We start from the raw sequence: 15,848 nt of genomic DNA on the forward strand, positions 1-15,848 counted from the left end.
ATATGTCTACTGCTTCATATGCCCTTGAGGCGCGCGATGTGGACGTCACCTATCCCGACGGCACCGTTGCTGTCCGCGGTGTCAGCGTGGGCGTGGAACCGGGCTCGGTTTTGAGCCTGTTGGGCGCTTCTGGCTCCGGTAAGTCCACGCTCTTGCGCGGAATCGCAGGCCTTGAAGACGTCACGGCTGGCGAGGTTCTGCTCGATGGCGTCGATGTTGCCGGTGTTCCGGTCCACCGGCGCGGCATCGGGATGGTGTTCCAGGACGGGCAACTGTTCCCGCACCGCACTGTGGGCCGCAACATCAGTTATGGCCTCGAGATGGCAGGGGTCGCGAAAGAGCAACGCAAGGCCAGGGTCGAGGCGATGCTTTCGCTCGTGGACTTGGACGGTTACGCCGAGCGCCCCATCCGCTCGCTTTCGGGAGGTCAGGCCCAACGTGTCGCGCTCGCACGCACGCTCGCGCCGGAACCGAAGGTCGTTTTGCTTGACGAGCCGTTTTCGGCTCTGGACCGCGGCCTGCGCGCAACGCTCGCGCCGCACGTGCGGGAAATCCTCGCCCGCACCAGCACGACCGCCGTGCACGTGACCCACGACCACACCGAAGCCCGTGCGCTCGCAACTCATGTGGCGATCCTCGATCACGGCAAGCTCATCGCCCACGGAACCTGGGAAGAGATCGACCAAGCGGCGGCAACAGACGCGCGCATCGAACGCCTGCTGGGCTAGCGCGGGCCGGGCCGTTCCAGTTCGAACCGCTCCCCTGCTAACCTGAGCCTCGGCCATGCCAGCGCGGTGGGCGTCAGCATTCGACGACGTTGACGGCGAGGCCGCCGCGGGCTGTCTCCTTGTATTTATCGAGCATGTCTTGGCCGGTGTCCCACATCGTCTTGATGACCTCATCGAGGCTGACTTTCTGTGTGCCGTCCCCCATCATCGCCATGCGGGCGGCGTTGACAGCCTTCGTTGCGGCGAGCGCGTTGCGTTCGATGCACGGGATTTGGACGAGGCCGCCGATGGGATCGCATGTGAGGCCGAGGTTGTGTTCCATCGCGATCTCCGCGGCGACTTCTACTTGCCAGGGTTCGCCACCGAGGACTTCTGCGAGTCCCGCTGCGGCCATCGAGGAGGCGGATCCGACTTCGCCTTGACAGCCGACCTCGGCCCCTGAGATAGAGGCTTGTTTCTTATACAGGTTGCCGATCGCGGCCGCGGTGAGCAGATAGCGGCGCACTTGTTCCGCGATGACCTCGGGGGCTTGGCCGCGGCACGCGCGGGCGTAGTGGGTCACGTAGAAGCCGACCGCCGGAATGATGCCGGCCGCGCCGTTGGTTGGGGCGGTCACGATGCGCCCGCCGGAGGCGTTCTCTTCGTTCACGGCGAGCGCTGCGAGGTTGACCCACTCTTGCCAGTATTCGAAGGAGCGGTCTGTGTCGCGGGCGTAGAGTTCCTTGTGCCAGCGTGGTGCGCGGCGTGAAACGTTGAGCCCGCCGGGGAGGACGCCGGTGCGTTCGATCGCGGAGTTCTTGCAGTCCTCCATGACCTGCCATAGATGGTCGATGCCGTCCAGGACTTCTTGGCGGTCGCGGATCGCTTCCTCGTTAGCTAGCGCGACCTGCCATATGGCGAGGTCGTTGTCCTTGCACTGTTGCAGAAGCTCGGCACCCGTATCGAAGGGGTACGGGACGTCGATGTCCACGTGTGCCGCCGCGTCTTCATCGCCAGCTCGTTCGATGAATCCGCCGCCGATCGAGAAATAGGTCTCTTCGGCGATGACTCCCCCAGCGGATTCGAGGGCCGCGATCTTCAGTCCGTTCGTGTGCCGCGGCAAGATGGTGAGCGGGCGCTGCGTCATGTCCTCAACACCGAACGCGAGCTCAACGGTCTCCACGCCATCGAGCGCGGAGCCCACCGCGAGCTTCTCCCCGCGATCCCACGCGGCATAACGAGCCTCGGCCTGCTCGGGCAAAACCGTCTCCGGCGCATAGCCCTCAAGGCCCAACAAGAGTGCCGTGAACGTCCCATGCCCTTGTCCCGTGGCAGCCAGCGAGCCATACACATCAACACGTAAGCCAGCCAGCCGGCCATACGCTGACGGGTTAGCGGCAAGACGCTGCACGAAGTCCCGGCCGGCACGCAACGGGCCGACCGTGTGGGAGCTCGAAGGCCCCAAACCCACGGAGAAAAGATCAAAAATACTCAGGTACATTCGCACTCCTGAAAACTTTCGCCGGCACGCTCTCCCTCAAGGTGGGCGTGCCGGCGAAGGTCTATATGTCCCTGCGGCGAGGCGCCCTGCCTGGCCCCGCCACTACGGTGAAACGCGTCAAGCGACGCTCTAGACGAGGTTGCCGCCATTCGCGGAAGCGTAATCCTCAGCGGAGAGCAGCTCACCTTCCGAGGTCACCTCTACAGTGAAAAGCCAACCGGCACCGTATGGGTCCGAGTTCAACAGTGCAGGATCATCGATCACGGCCTGGTTGATCTCAACGATCGTGCCGCTGACCGGCGCGTACAGGTCAGAAACCGACTTGGTGGACTCGACCTCGCCGCACGTCTCACCAGCGGTAACCTCGCTGCCGGCCTCTGGCAGGTCTACGTAGACGACGTCACCCAGGGCGTCAGCCGCAACCTGGGAAATGCCAACCTTCACCGGGTTGGAGTCATCCACCCACTCGTGCTCGGCGGAATAACGGAGGTTCTTCTTCACATCGGACATGGTCTCTCCTTGATGATCAGGCCAGGAATCCGGCCGTACATGTGAATCTAAAACTGCGAAGCTAGATGCGTGAATCTAGTTGTGTGTGACTTTAGTTGGAACGACGATAGAACGGGAGAGGCACCACCGTAAACCCGAGCATCTTGCCCCGGATATCCACGGCCAGCTCGGTGCCTTCCTCAGCGTGGGCAACATCGACCATCGCCAATGCGACCGGATAACCCAGCGTCGGGGACGGCTGGCCGCTGGTCACTTGCCCCACCTCAGCGCCATCGAGCATCACGGTGTATCCGCCGCGGGCGGCGCGACGCTCAAGGCCTTTCAAACCCACCAAGCGGCGGCCACTCGTGACACCCAGCCCGGATTCTTTGGCGGCCTCGAACGCGTCCCGGCCCACAAAACGCTCATTCTTCTTCAACGAAACCACCGGACCCAAACCGGCCTCGAGTGGCGACGTCTCAGCCGATAGTTCGTTGCCATACAGCGGCATACCGGCCTCCAGACGCAGCGAATCACGCGCAGCCAGGCCGCACGGAAGCAAACCATCCGCAGCGCCAGCGTGAATCACCGCATCCCACACGGCCTTCGCATCGGCGTTAGCGATATAGATCTCGTAGCCGTCCTCGCCCGTGTAGCCTGTGCGAGCAACCAACGCATCCACACCAGCCACCGTGGCGGGCACCGCCGAATAGAAACGCAGATCAACCACGGCATCGCGGTCAGCGCCCTCGGTCACGGCCGCGAGGATCTTCTCCGCATTCGGGCCCTGAACCGCAACCAGCGCGGTCTCATCAGACTCATCGGCAACCACAACATCGAAACCCAGAGCGCGTTCCTTGAGGGCCTCAAGCACCGCTGGGGTGTTGGAGGCGTTCGGGACCACCAGGAACTCGGTCTCATCTAAGCGGTAGACGATCAAGTCATCGATGATCCCGCCGTCGGCGTTCATAAGCAGCGAATACTTAGCCCGACCCACAGCGACCGCCGCGAGATTCCCCGCAAGAGCCGTGTTGAGGTAGCTCGCCGCATCAGGCCCGCTCACCCGAACCTCACCCATGTGGGAGAGATCGAATACGCCCGCTGCCTCACGCACCGCCTTATGCTCGGCAAGCTCGGAACCGTAACGCAACGGCATATCCCAGCCGCCAAAATCGGTGAAGGATGCACCCAGCGCCTCATGAACCTCATGAAGCGGAGTGTGACGAGACGTTATATGCATGTTCGTTGGAACCCTTTCGTGCAGGGTCGGCGAAACGCCGGTGCTATCTGGATGGTGGGGTGAGTTATGAGCCACGGGCCAGTCCTCTTGATCGTGGAAGAAACTAGTCCTCTAAGAAACTAGTCCTCGAACGCGGTCAGCGGCGGGCATTCGCACATCAGGTTGCGGTCGCCGTAGGCCTGGTCGATGCGGCTGACCGGGGTGAAGTACTTGTCCGTGACCGAGGTCTGGCCCGGGAATACGCCCTGCTGGCGGGAGTAGGTGCGGTCCCAATCAGTGCGAGTCACGACTTCCGCGGTGTGCGGCGCGTTACGCAACGGCGAGCCTTCGAGGGAATGGATGCCGTCTGCGATCTCGTCGATCTCTTCGCGGATGGTCAGCATCGCGTCGATGAACCGGTCCAGTTCCGCAAGGTCCTCGGATTCGGTTGGCTCAACCATGAGGGTGCCTGCCACCGGGAACGCGAGCGTTGGCGCGTGGAACCCGAAGTCCATGAGCCGCTTGGTCACATCCTCTGCGGTGACACCCGTCTTGTTGGTGAGTTCCCGCAGGTCGAGGATGCATTCGTGCGCAACCAGCCCGGCGTTACCCGTGTAGAGAATCGGGAATGCCTGCTTCAAGCGGGCCGCGATGTAGTTGGCGCCCAACAACGCATGCTTGGTCGCTTGCGTGAGGCCAGCCGGGCCCATCATCGCGATGTAGGCCCACGAGATCGGCAGCACTCCGGCGGAACCGAAGCTCGCCGCGGTGATCGGCGCGCCATCGCGGCCGCCCAGGCCCTCATCGTCGCGGTCCTCAAGTGCCGGGCCTGGCAGGAACGGACGAAGATGCTCAGCGACAGCAACCGGACCCACGCCCGGGCCGCCGCCACCGTGCGGGATGCAGAACGTCTTATGCAGGTTCAGGTGGGAAACGTCGCCGCCGAACTTGCCCGGCTGAGCCAGCCCGACCATCGCGTTCATGTTCGCGCCATCGATATAAACCTGGCCGCCGGCCTCGTGGACCGCGTTGCACACCTCAACCACCTGCGCGTCAAACACGCCGTGGGTGGACGGGTAGGTGATCATGATCGCGGCGACCTTACCCTGATTCGCTTCGATCTTCGCGGCAAGATCGCCCTCGTCGATCGAACCGTCATCAGCGGTCTTGACAACCACCACGCGCAGGCCCGCCAAGACAGCCGAGGCCGCGTTCGTGCCGTGCGCGGAGGCGGGGATGAGGCACACATCGCGGTCAGCCTCGCCACGGGACTGATGGTATTGGCGGATAGCGAGCAAGCCCGCGTATTCACCCTGGGAACCGGCGTTCGGTTGGATCGAAACCCCGGCGTAACCGGTGATCGCTTCAAGCCGCTGTTCAAGATCAGCGATCAGCTCACGCCAACCGCGGGTCTGGGTTACCGGAGCGAACGGGTGGATGCCCGCGAATTCAGGCCACGTGATGGCCTCCATCTCCGCCGCCGAGTTCAGTTTCATGGTGCACGAACCCAGCGGGATCATCGTCCGATCCAACGCGAGGTCGCGGTTCGCCAGCCGGGTTAGGTACCGCATCATCTGCGTTTCAGAGCGCACCGAGTTGAAGATCGGGTGCGTCATGAACTCAGATTCACGCACCAGGCCCGCGCTCCGCCCGTACACGCCGTCGCAGGATTCGCGTGCTTCGCGGGCCGCTGCGATCGCGTCGTCAGCGTTGGCGATGAGCGCCTTGCATACCGCGGCGATCACGGTCTCGACGTGTTCGTCGGTGGTGGTTTCGTCTGTGGAAACCGAAATCGTGTCCGCATCCACGCGGCGAACGTTGATGCCTGCGGAATCCGCGGCGTCCACGATCGAATCCGCCGCCCCGTCGGTTACGAAACGCACGGTGTCAAAGAACGATGCGGTGGCTAGCTTCGCACCGGCGGCTTCAACGCCTGCGGCGAGCGCGCACGCGTGGGCGTGGGTGCGGCGGGCGATGTTCTTGAGGCCTTCCGGGCCGTGATAAACCCCGTACATTGAGGCGACAACGGCGAGCAGAGCCTGGGCGGTACAGATGTTGGAGGTCGCCTTCTCGCGACGGATGTGCTGCTCGCGGGTCTGGAGCGAAAGCCGGTAGGCGGGGCGGCCATCGGTGTCATAGGAGACACCCACGAGGCGGCCTGGCAGGTTGCGTTCCAGGCCCTTGGTCACGGCCATGAAGGCGGCGTGCGGGCCGCCGAAGAACAGTGGGACACCGAAACGCTGGGAGCTACCGACCGCGATGTCAGCACCCTGTTCGCCCGGGGATCTCAGGTGGGTGAGCGCGAGCAGGTCGGTTGCGATCGTGACTTTCGCGCCGCGTTCCTTTGCTTCCGCGATGATCTCGGCGTGGTTGACGATCGCGCCCGAATCGCCTGGCTGTTGCAGCACGATGCCCGAAATCGGGCCCTCCGGAAGGCCTTCGGCGGCGAAGTCACGCACCTCAAGAGGGATCCCGAGCGCTTCAGCGCGGCCGCGAACCACGTTGAGGGTCTGCGGGAACATGTCCGCATCCACCACCGTGACCGCGTCGTCTTTCGCGCGGGTTGCGCGGCGCATCAAGAGGATCGCCTCTGCCACGGCCGAGGCCTCATCAAGTAGCGATGCGTTAGCGATCGCGAGCCCGGTGAGGTCAGCGACCATCGTCTGGAAGTTCAACAGCGCCTCGAGGCGGCCTTGGGAAATCTCTGGCTGATACGGGGTGTAGGCGGTGTACCAGCCCGGGTTCTCAACGATGTTGCGGCGGATCACCGCCGGGGTGTGGGTGTCATAGAAACCCTGGCCGATCATCTGAACACGCAGCGTGTTCTTCTGCGCCAACGCCCGCAACGCAGCAAGCGCTTCCTCTTCTGAGAGCCCCTCCGGGATATCTAGTGGCTCTTCCATGCGGATCGTGGACGGGACCGCGACATCAACAAGAGCGTCCAGGGACGCATAGCCAACGGTTTCCAGCATGTGTTCGGTCTCGGCGCCGCGTGGACCGATGTGGCGGGAAACGAATGCGGACATATCGGAGCGTGTCATAACGTGCTCGGCTCTTCTCGGCTCGGGATTCGACTCAGGGTTCGATTCAAAGAGTTCGGATCGGGGTCGGATCGGGATTCGATTGTCCTCCCCGCCCTGTCTTGGAACCTGAGAGCTTCCGCGCCGTTGACGGTTCGTCCTGCGCTTGCACCATCGGTGGGAACCAGCCTGTTGTGGCGAGGTTCCGCTTTCCAGGGTCGCCTGTACCTAGCGGTGCGGTTGCCTGAGAGTTTCCCGGGGAGGGTTTGCTCCTACGGCGCCTCGCTGGGGAGGTCTCTCCCGCTAAGCGTGGTCGGCGGTGCCATCAACCCGCGTCCCGCTGAGTGCAGGCGCGTGGTCCACAGCACGTGTCAGTCTACCGGGGCTTGCGTGATCCTGTGAAGAGGTGCCGCCGCATCGGCAACCGTGGCGGCCACCGCATCGCCCACCGTGGCGGCCACCGGGTAGGCGCCGCCTCAGGCGCGGCTTCAGGCCTGGCATCAGATAACGGCTCCAGACCCAGCCTTAGGCCTGGTTCTCTGGCGCTTCGAGGCGCACGTATTCGGGATACCGCGGGCTGAGGGTGTCACCGGAAGAGACGCGTTTGATGCGTCGGCGGACCCACGGGCCAGCGTGTTCGCGGACCCATTCGGCGTTGGTGCGGGCGCGTTGAAGTTTGGACAGTTCCGGTAGCTCGAGTGGTTCGACGTCGAATCCGCCGACGTCGTAGCCGAGTACATCCAGAGTTTTGCGGGCGGTGAATTCGTGGCCGCGGCTGTTCATGTGGAGGCGGTCCTCGGACCAGTAGCCGGGGTCTTGTAGCTCTCGCCAGCGCCAGTAATCGGCGATGATCGCGCCGGTGTCGTCTGCGATCTCGCGGAGGCGCTCGTTATAGAGTGCGGCGCGCCCGGCGAGCGCCCGGTAGAGCGGGCTCTTGGAAACATCGAGGCTTGTGAACAGCACAACCTTGGCCCCGACGCCGCGCAGCTCGGAGACCATGTGGTGCACTCCCCCTGCGATGTAATCGATGTCTACACGTGGGCGCATGATGTCGTTGCCACCCATACACACGGTCGCGAGTGTCGGGTTGAGCTCTAGTGCTGGTTCGAGCTGTTCGGCCATGATCTGGGGTACTTTTTTGCCGCGGATCGCGAGGTTCGCATACCCGAAGTTCGGATGTTCACGGCACAGCCGTTCTGCTACACGGTCGGCCCAGCCGCGCACACCGTTGGGGCGGTTGAGCTCGACATCGCCCACGCCTTCCGTGAAGGAATCACCGATGGCCACGTAGCGCTGTTGATACGGCGGGTTGGTTTCGCTCATATTCGCTGACGATGTTGGCACGTTGTGTTCCTCGTTGCGTTGACTCACACATGCGATCCTACGAGGTTAGCCCGCAATCGCGAACCCCCGTGCCGCGTCGCGTCGCCTTACACGTTGATGTGCGCGGTTTCTTGCCGGAAGAAACACTGCCACCGTTGCGTGCCTGCTTGCCCTGCGTCCCCGGTGAGGCGCCACCATGACAGCACCACGGCATCGGCGGTTGAGGCCCGCTGCGCACGGTAGGCGACGTAGGCGATGTCCTGGCTGACGCGTTCGGTGGTGATGACCTCGAGGTTGGTGATCGGGTCTTGGCCGCGCAGGCCATCGATCCCGTGGAGGGCGCCGTGGGCGGAGACGCCGCGGAAGTCTTCGGTGAGCAGGTAGCGCAGGGTTGGTTCGTCGTCCTGGTCGATGCTGTCGAGCAGGTCCGCTTCAGCAGCGGCTAGGAGCTCGCGGATGTCAGTGCTCGCCTGCCCGGCGTCAACCGCAGCGGGCATCGCGCTGGGCTGGGTTACCGTGCTGGGCTGGGTTGCGGCGTTACCTTGCCCCGCATCGTTGTTCTGTCCATCGTTGCTTTGACTCGGGGTGCCGCTATAGCCAGGGCCTTCCTCGGGAGCCTCGCCGTCTTTGTAGGCTTGCGCGCATGCGCGGGCGCGATCGTCGGCGGCTTCGTTGAGCTCGTGGCCTGTGTGGCCGCGCACCCACTCGAATTCGACCTTCCGGCCGGCCAGTGCGGCATCGAGCGCTTTCATGAGTTCGGCGTTTTGGACTGGTTTGCCGTCAGCTTTCTTCCAGCCGCGTTTCTTCCACCCAAAGCGCCATTTGGTGAGCGAGTTGATGACGTACTGGGAATCGCACAGAACCTTCAGCGGCGCGCCCGCGGCCTCGGTTGCTTGCAGCAGTTCAAGGACGGCCTGTAGTTCGCCCTGGTTGTTGGTGCCTTTGGGCCAGCCGCCTGCGGCCCACTGGTTTTCGTCGATGTACCACGCCCACCCCGCGGGGCCGGGGTTGCCGAGGGCGGAACCGTCCGCTGCGGCAATGATCACCGGAGCGTCAGTGGTCTTGGGAGCGTCAGTGGTCTTCGGTACGTCCGGATTCCCTGACGCGTGGGCTCCGGATGCCTTGGCGGTGCGTTGTCGTGCAGAACTCATAGTCCTATCCCATCACGAACCTCTCCGATGCGCTGGTGACGGTGCATTACTTGATTCGGGGTTGGTTGGTTGCCGGGAACATGTGACGATTGATAGATCAAGTGCATGGAGTGTTTGAGATGAACCACCAACTGGACCCTGAAACGAACATTGAGCAGGGTGAGCCGCACAGTGACGTGCGGTGGCTGAACGCTGAGGAAGCTGATCTTTGGTACACGTTGCGTGAGTTCATTTGGGGTTTCCCATCCACGCTGGACCGTCAGTTGCTTCACGATTCCGCGCTGTCCTCGGGCGAGTATTCGGTGATGGCTACCATCTCAGATTCCCCGGAGCATCGGGTGCGCACCGGTGAGCTTGCCTCCGCACTTGGGTGGGAACGGTCGCGGCTCTCACACTTATTGCGGCGCATGGAGGATCGCGACCTTGTGGAACGTGCCCCTTCTGAGGGACGTGACCGCCGCGCCCAGGATGTGCTCCTGACCCCGCACGGGTGGGATGTCCTTCGTGCCGCGGCTCCGGACCATGTCACGTTTGTGCGCGAGACCGTGTTTGATCCTCTCACCGGCGAAGAGCAAGCACTTTTGGCGGACATACTGACCCGCATCAACAGGGCCTGTGATGAACAGAATGCGCGCCGCAAAAACTAGAGCTCTGTTCAAGGCAACTCTCAGGTAGTCACAACACCACAGAAACAGCGATTTCTCAGGCATCGCATACCATCCCGAGGTTCTTTCGACAGCCGTTTCTTAGGCATTTCACACCTGTCCGGGGTCTCGGACGGAGGGTGCGTTGACGCTAGGACAACGTGGTGGTCTTCGCTATTGTCACTGTCGCTTCAGCATCCGTAGGCGGCAAGTTCACCTATAAAAGCTGTGAGCCTTCAATCTAAGACCAGGTGTAAACCGGGTGTTATTCGATGCGAGAAAACGTTGATTCCGAAGGGGTAAATCGCGCGTGTTCACCATAAAGAAACCTGCTAAGTATGCAGTGGTCCCGTTGGCGTTGGGACTCGTTCTCCCAACTTCTGTTGCAGTAGGAGCCCATGCTGCTCCCGCTCCTACCGCAGTGGAGACGAAGGCCGGCCCTCCAGAGATCTCCCATGACAGCGGACGGTTTGAGACTGACTACAAGTTCGACACGATCGAATTCTCTGGTCAGGACTGGGCTATTCGCGGCAAGAACGATGTGATGGGTTGGGGCGGTCCTCAGGCTCCGCACCCGAGCGATGGCGAAGGTAAGTGGGTCAGCGGCGCTCACGTCAACGACAAGGGTGAGCTTGTTGTTGAGAACCAGGGCATCAACGGTGGCGTTGAGCTCATTGCTACCAAGTCCACCGGTTACGGCACGTACGAGTTCAGCTACACCGCTGACTTCGACAAGATGGACCCGAACAACGTTCTTGGCATCTTCACCTATGACACCGCCGAGGTCGCTATTGACGGCACCCCTGGCATGAAGAAGCACGTCAACATGAAGGGCCTCACGGAGATCGACTTCATCGAGGTTTCCCGCTGGGGTAGCCAGGATCTCCCTAAGACCTTCGGCATGGTCACTGTCTACCCGGATGACCTGAAGAACTTCCGCGACCGCGTATCCCACAAGCGCTTCGACATCCCTAAGGGTGTTCAGACCCTCAAGACTAAAGCGATCTGGGATAAGGATTACCTGCGTGTGATCACCTCGCTGGAAAACGGCAAGGTCCTCTCGGACGACACCCAGACCAAGCGCGTCCCTAAGGACAACGGAACCCAGCAGCTGCGCATCAACCTGTGGACCACCAAGGCCAACCGCGCTAACTTCGAGAACGCTCAGGGCGACACGATCGTCTTTGATGACGCGACCTTCACCCCTGCAGGCGAGAAACGTCCAGCCGAGGACAAGCCTAAGGATAAGAAGGACAAGAAGAAGTCCAAGAAGAAGAAGGATTCCAAGAAGTCCAAGGATAAGAAGGCTAAGGACAAGAAGAAGTCCAAGAAGTCTAAGGATTCGAAGAAGAAGGACTCTAAGAAGAAGAATTCGAAGAAGTCCAAGGACGCTAAGAAGAAAAAGAACTCGAAGAATACTCTGAGGACTCCGGACCACATCAGGAAAGCCATCCCGCGTGACTTCCACGGGGACCTCGACGAGTTCGAGAAGACCGTCAACGAGTTCGTGACCACGCTCGCTGGCAAGACCAAGTAAGCGAGCTAACCCTCGCGACACCGCGGTTGCCGCGTAAGAAGAGAAACACTCTGCGAAGAGAAAACCCTGAGATAGGGAAACGCTCTAGAAGCGGCACAACATGAGTAGCGGTTACACCCCATAGAGAAAGCCCTCGTCGCCAAGCGACGGGGGCCTTCTTGTGCACTGTCAGCGCTGAGGTCAGAGGCAGAGGTCAGCAGCAAAGGTCGCGGTGTTCGCGTTGAGTAGTGCCGCAAATAATTAGTGGCGGTGCATTCCAGTCTTCTTGAGGGTCACCTGCAAGATGAGACCGATCACTACGAGCACTAGGAATGCGGCGCCCACAATCCACATGATGGTTGTGGTGTCAGCCGTGGATTCCGGCGTCACCGCCTTCGCCTGAGCAGACGCAGAGTCTTCCGTATTTGCTGCCGCGGCATCGGAGCCCTTGGAACCCTGCCCGTCCTCGCTACCCTTGCCGGAGCCTGCTTCGCCGTCATCGGAGTTGCCACCCTGGGACTTCTCCCACGCCTCGATGTCCTTCTTCGAGGCACCTTCGGTCACGGTGAAGGAATAGTTGCCGTCGCCCTGGATCCGGTGGCCGTCCGAGGAAAGCGCGGACCACTTGACGTCATACGTGCCTTCCGGAAGCGGCTGCATAGCCCGCGAAACCTTAGTCCCTTTAACTGTGACGTCGCCGTAAGTCAGCTCGTTGCCGTCGCGGTCTTGAACAATGATCTGGTTGGCTTCACCACCTGAAACCTGCCGGATCTCACCCGAGAACGTCAGCGTGATCTTCTCCGGCGCTTTCGCGATCGCGTTGCCCGAGGGCGGGTCGCCGGCAATGAGCTGATCATGCGCAAACGCCTTCTGGGCACCAAATCCCGCGAACAAACCAGCGAACAGCAGCATGGACGCCGCCAACACAGCGACCATGGGCTTCGACAAACGAGCACGTACCTGCACAGTTCAATCCTTACCGTTGATGATTCGCATTGAGGACACCGCTTGCAGATATTCGTTACGTCACGCTTCCAGCGGGTCACTGCGATAAGTTTAGGCGCTCACCTTCCCAACCGGGCGCCCAAACCCGGAAACTATCAGGCTCTGTCCAGAAACCGTCAGGGGGGTTCCTGCATACTGGAGTGCATGAACGCGAGCGAGAACAACCCTCACGCCCACGGCATGCACGATGCGGCTGCTGGCCCAGGCGGCGCTGTCCCGGTCTCTACAGGCGACGCCGCCCCGGACGCTGTAGACACGGCCCCGGCCGGCGCGGTTGCCACACCTGTCGAGGGCGTGTGGATGGTGCAGCAGGACAATCCGGGCCCTATGACGTTGGATGGCACGCAGAGCTACTGGATCCCCAGCCAGCGCGGTGCGATCGTTGTGGACCCAGGTGAGGACGATGCGCAGCACCAGGCCGCGCTCGCCTCGCACAAGGTCGCGCTGATCCTGGTTACGCATCGACACCCTGACCACGCGGGTGGATTAGAAGGCCTACGGGGCCTCACGGGCGCGCCGAGCCGCGCGCTCAGCAGCGACTACTGCAGCGAAGGACAAGAACCACTCACAGACGGAGAGATCATCGATGTGCCTGGCGCCGGGCTTCAGTTGAGGGTCCTTGCCACGCCGGGCCACACATCGGACTCCATCAGCATCGTCATCGAATCCACGCCCGAGGCCCGGCCGCTCGGGGTTCTGACCGCGGACACGATCCTGGGGCGTGGCACCACGATCATCGACCACCCGGACGGTCGGCTCACCAACTACCTGGACTCGCTCGAGAAACTTGAAACGCTCGGTAACATCCCGGCACTTCCCGCACATGCAGGTTTCCTCCCCTCGGTTGCGGAGACCGCGCGCAAATACCTCGCGCACCGCCGCGAACGCCTCGAACAAGTCCGCGCCGCCGTGCATACCCTGCAGGAACGCGGCGAAGATGCCACCGTCAGCAACGTGACCGACATCGTCTATGCTGACGTCGATGCCGGGGTCAGGCCCGCCGCCGAACACACCGTGAGCGCCCAACTAGCCGCACTCGAAGACGGCGCATAAACGCAACATCAAGACGCCAGCCCCACCGAAGGACTACTGTTTCAGTATGGACACCACCCCAGCCCCACTAAACGCACCTCACCGAACAGCGCTGATCACTGGGGCAACCGCAGGGATCGGCGAAGAATTCGCAGAACAACTCGCCGCGCAAGGCAGGCACCTCGTGCTGTGCGCCCGCGACGCCGAAGCACTCGCGGAAGTAGCTCACCGGCTTGAGAGCCGTTACGCCGTCCACGTTGAAACCCTCATCGGCGATCTGCTGACTGAAAAAGGGGCCGCGGCGGTCGAGAAACGTCTCGCCTCCGACATCGACCCCGTGGAGCTGTTAGTCAACAACGCTGGTTTCGGGCTCATCAAGGGGTTCACATCCAGCGAGTGGCAGGATGAGCAGGACCACTGGCGCATCCACACCGAAATCCCTCTGCGCTTCATGCACACCGCGATCCCCGCGATGATCAAACGCGGCGGCGGGCGCATCATCAATATCGCCTCCATCGCCGCGTTCACGGGTGTCAGCACCTATTCCGCCGCTAAGCACGCGATGGTTGAATTCTCCGAATACGCTTCCCGCAGGTATCAAGACCGCGGTGTGTCCGTGACCGCGGTGTGCCCCGGGATGACCCGCACCTCATTCCATGAACGCATGAACATGAACGTGAGCCGTGTCCCTAAGATCGCGTGGCTCAAGCCCGAGCAAGTGGTGCGGGAATCCCTCCTGGCGTCCGCGACAGGCAAGGCCCTGTGCATCCCGTCCCGCCGCTACCGCCTAGTGCGCTTCCTCCTGCGTTTCCTTCCTGCACGCACCGTGCAGAAAGTCACGACGAACGCGGCAAGTTCAACCAACGATTAGGGCAAGTTCGACCAACGATTAGCCCGCGCGCACCCCAGCCACACCCCAGCCACACCCCTGGACGCCGCCTGCCTGGAACGCACCTCGTCTTGTAACCTGGCTCACAAGTAAGTAGCTACTCGAGCGCCGTTGGGCGCGGAACTTCAACGTTCCGCGCCCAACGGCGCTTTTGTGTAAAGGAACACGTACTTGCATCTTGCAGATAGGATCGCCTAACCTCATAGGCAGATGATTACGAAACATAAATGTTTGCTAATCAATCGCCTTGTCAAACAGAGCGGTAGCTGGGGCATCCGAGCCACCCTCCACGGAACAGATAGAACGAGAGAAACCCATGAAGCGTACCCGCCTCGCAACCCGGCTCACCGCCGTCGTTGCCGCCGCAGCCCTCGCGCTGACCGGTTGCTCCGGCAACGGAGACAACAACAAGGGCTCGTCGGAGACCATCGAGATCAAGCACGCGCAGGGCACCACCCAGGTCCCTAAGAGCCCGAAGAAAATCTTCAGTTACGACCTCGCTGCTACTGACACTCTCAAGAGTCTCGGCACCGACGTCGCAGGCGTCGCCAAGTTCGTCTACCCAGAGCAGATGAAGTACCTCGAGGACGACAAGTACACCAAGATCGGCGGACCAAAGGAGCCAGACCTCGAGAAGGTTGCCGCTGAAAAGCCAGACCTCATCATCATCTCCGGCCGCACCGCAGACGCCTACAAGGACCTCAGTGAGATCGCACCGACCATCGACATGTCGGTTGATGCCGCCAAGCCGCTGGACTCCTTCGAGGAAAACACTCGTTCCCTCGCCAAGATCGTCGACAAGGAAAAAGAAGCTGACGAAAAGCTGGGAGAGCTCGAAAAGCGCATTGACGAGGTCAAGGCTCGCGCTGAAAAGTCCGGCCTGACCACCATGACCCTCATGGTTTCCGGCGGCAAGCTCACCGCTTACGCTAAGGGCTCCCGCTTCGGAATCATCAACGACATCCTTGGCTTCAAGCCAGCCGCTGACGTGAAGGCATCTGGCCCTCATGGCGAGTCGGTTTCCTTCGAATTCGTCAAGGACAAGAACCCTGGCGCAATCTTCGCTATCGACCGCGATCAGGCCATCGGTGAGACCTCCGGCGAGTCCGCAAAGCAGGTTCTCGATAACAAGCTCGTCAACAAGACCGATGCAGCTAAGAACAACAAGATCATCTACCTCGATGCGGCTAACTGGTACCTGGTCGGCTACGGCCTGACCACGGTTCCGAAGATGATCGACGAAGTTGAAAAGGCACTCGACTAGCCTGTAAAGCTCGAAGGGTGGGGCGTCCCCGTGACGCCCCACCCTTACGCGCCTCACACATTGAGTTGCCGGCTCACCAGTTGGGTCG

Annotated in this window: 13 protein-coding genes and 2 riboswitches; of the genes, 6 read left to right on the forward strand and 7 right to left on the reverse strand. The window is 61.8% G+C overall.

Going from position 1 to position 15,848, the window contains the following annotated elements; all coding sequences use genetic code 11:
• Positions 1-2: 2 nt before the first annotated feature.
• Positions 3-728: an ABC transporter ATP-binding protein gene (locus J2S67_RS07915; RefSeq protein WP_310247910.1), complete on the forward strand. Its 726-nt coding sequence runs from the start codon at positions 3-5 to the stop codon at positions 726-728.
• 73 nt (positions 729-801) lie between these two features.
• Here J2S67_RS07915 and J2S67_RS07920 read toward each other — a convergent pair whose 3' ends face one another.
• The 6 genes from J2S67_RS07920 to J2S67_RS07945 all read right to left on the reverse strand — a co-directional run bounded on the left by J2S67_RS07920 (position 802) and on the right by J2S67_RS07945 (position 9,410).
• A complete protein-coding gene (locus J2S67_RS07920) occupies positions 802-2,208 on the reverse strand; it encodes an L-serine ammonia-lyase (protein ID WP_035756277.1) in 1,407 nt (468 codons plus the stop codon).
• Positions 2,209-2,337: 129 nt separating this feature from the next.
• A complete protein-coding gene (gene gcvH / locus J2S67_RS07925; protein ID WP_310247915.1) occupies positions 2,338-2,718 on the reverse strand; it encodes a glycine cleavage system protein GcvH in 381 nt (126 codons plus the stop codon).
• A gap of 91 nt (positions 2,719-2,809) precedes the next feature.
• On the reverse strand, positions 2,810-3,937 hold the full coding sequence (gcvT, locus tag J2S67_RS07930; RefSeq protein WP_310247918.1) for a glycine cleavage system aminomethyltransferase GcvT: 1,128 nt from the start codon (positions 3,935-3,937) through the stop codon (positions 2,810-2,812).
• A 119-nt stretch (positions 3,938-4,056) separates the two neighbouring features.
• Positions 4,057-6,957: an aminomethyl-transferring glycine dehydrogenase gene (gene gcvP / locus J2S67_RS07935; RefSeq protein ID WP_310247921.1), complete on the reverse strand. Its 2,901-nt coding sequence runs from the start codon at positions 6,955-6,957 to the stop codon at positions 4,057-4,059.
• An 86-nt stretch (positions 6,958-7,043) separates the two neighbouring features.
• A riboswitch (glycine riboswitch) is annotated at positions 7,044-7,158 on the reverse strand.
• A riboswitch (glycine riboswitch) is annotated at positions 7,159-7,249 on the reverse strand.
• A 212-nt stretch (positions 7,250-7,461) separates the two neighbouring features.
• Positions 7,462-8,307 carry an SGNH/GDSL hydrolase family protein gene (locus tag J2S67_RS07940; protein ID WP_310247924.1) on the reverse strand — a complete coding sequence of 282 codons (846 nt, stop codon included), beginning with the start codon at positions 8,305-8,307 and terminating at the stop codon, positions 7,462-7,464.
• A 59-nt stretch (positions 8,308-8,366) separates the two neighbouring features.
• The gene (locus J2S67_RS07945; protein WP_310247928.1) at positions 8,367-9,410 is read right to left on the reverse strand and encodes a ribonuclease H family protein; all 1,044 of its coding nucleotides are present in this window, start codon (positions 9,408-9,410) and stop codon (positions 8,367-8,369) included.
• Between the two features lie 119 nt (positions 9,411-9,529).
• Between J2S67_RS07945 and J2S67_RS07950 the strand changes: the two genes are divergently transcribed.
• Positions 9,530-10,057: a MarR family winged helix-turn-helix transcriptional regulator gene (locus J2S67_RS07950; protein ID WP_052048471.1), complete on the forward strand. Its 528-nt coding sequence runs from the start codon at positions 9,530-9,532 to the stop codon at positions 10,055-10,057.
• Positions 10,058-10,364: 307 nt separating this feature from the next.
• Complete coding sequence (locus tag J2S67_RS07955; RefSeq protein ID WP_310247931.1) at positions 10,365-11,591, forward strand: hypothetical protein; 1,227 nt, start codon at positions 10,365-10,367, stop codon at positions 11,589-11,591.
• Between the two features lie 240 nt (positions 11,592-11,831).
• Here the strand turns inward: J2S67_RS07955 and J2S67_RS07960 are convergent, their stop codons facing one another.
• Positions 11,832-12,536, reverse strand: coding sequence for a copper resistance CopC family protein (locus tag J2S67_RS07960; RefSeq protein ID WP_310247933.1), 705 nt, complete (start codon positions 12,534-12,536; stop codon positions 11,832-11,834).
• Between the two features lie 183 nt (positions 12,537-12,719).
• Between J2S67_RS07960 and J2S67_RS07965 the strand changes: the two genes are divergently transcribed.
• From J2S67_RS07965 to J2S67_RS07975, 3 genes are all read left to right on the forward strand, one after another.
• Positions 12,720-13,628, forward strand: a complete 909-nt coding sequence (locus J2S67_RS07965) for an MBL fold metallo-hydrolase (protein ID WP_310247935.1) — start codon at positions 12,720-12,722, stop codon at positions 13,626-13,628.
• A 46-nt stretch (positions 13,629-13,674) separates the two neighbouring features.
• Positions 13,675-14,478 (forward strand): SDR family NAD(P)-dependent oxidoreductase, encoded by an 804-nt coding sequence (locus tag J2S67_RS07970; RefSeq protein ID WP_070507314.1) that lies wholly within the window; start codon positions 13,675-13,677, stop codon positions 14,476-14,478.
• Positions 14,479-14,812: 334 nt separating this feature from the next.
• Positions 14,813-15,760: a siderophore ABC transporter substrate-binding protein gene (locus J2S67_RS07975; RefSeq protein WP_310247940.1), complete on the forward strand. Its 948-nt coding sequence runs from the start codon at positions 14,813-14,815 to the stop codon at positions 15,758-15,760.
• Positions 15,761-15,848: the final 88 nt, after the last annotated feature.

Source organism: Pseudoglutamicibacter albus (genome assembly GCF_031458175.1).
Taxonomy (GTDB): domain Bacteria; phylum Actinomycetota; class Actinomycetes; order Actinomycetales; family Micrococcaceae; genus Pseudoglutamicibacter; species Pseudoglutamicibacter albus.

Excerpts from the sequence above, each read along its gene's own strand:
- J2S67_RS07915 (WP_310247910.1), top strand. The coding sequence starts at position 3 with ATGTCTACTGCTTCATATGCCCTTGAGGCGCGCGATGTGGACGTCACC.
- J2S67_RS07965 (WP_310247935.1), top strand. The coding sequence starts at position 12,720 with ATGAACGCGAGCGAGAACAACCCTCACGCCCACGGCATGCACGATGCG.
- J2S67_RS07970 (WP_070507314.1), top strand. The coding sequence starts at position 13,675 with ATGGACACCACCCCAGCCCCACTAAACGCACCTCACCGAACAGCGCTG.
- J2S67_RS07920 (WP_035756277.1), bottom strand. The coding sequence starts at position 2,208 with ATGTACCTGAGTATTTTTGATCTTTTCTCCGTGGGTTTGGGGCCTTCG.
- J2S67_RS07975 (WP_310247940.1), top strand. The coding sequence starts at position 14,813 with ATGAAGCGTACCCGCCTCGCAACCCGGCTCACCGCCGTCGTTGCCGCC.
- J2S67_RS07945 (WP_310247928.1), bottom strand. The coding sequence starts at position 9,410 with ATGAGTTCTGCACGACAACGCACCGCCAAGGCATCCGGAGCCCACGCG.
- gcvP (WP_310247921.1), bottom strand. The coding sequence starts at position 6,957 with ATGACACGCTCCGATATGTCCGCATTCGTTTCCCGCCACATCGGTCCA.
- J2S67_RS07950 (WP_052048471.1), top strand. The coding sequence starts at position 9,530 with ATGAACCACCAACTGGACCCTGAAACGAACATTGAGCAGGGTGAGCCG.
- gcvT (WP_310247918.1), bottom strand. The coding sequence starts at position 3,937 with ATGCATATAACGTCTCGTCACACTCCGCTTCATGAGGTTCATGAGGCG.
- gcvH (WP_310247915.1), bottom strand. The coding sequence starts at position 2,718 with ATGTCCGATGTGAAGAAGAACCTCCGTTATTCCGCCGAGCACGAGTGG.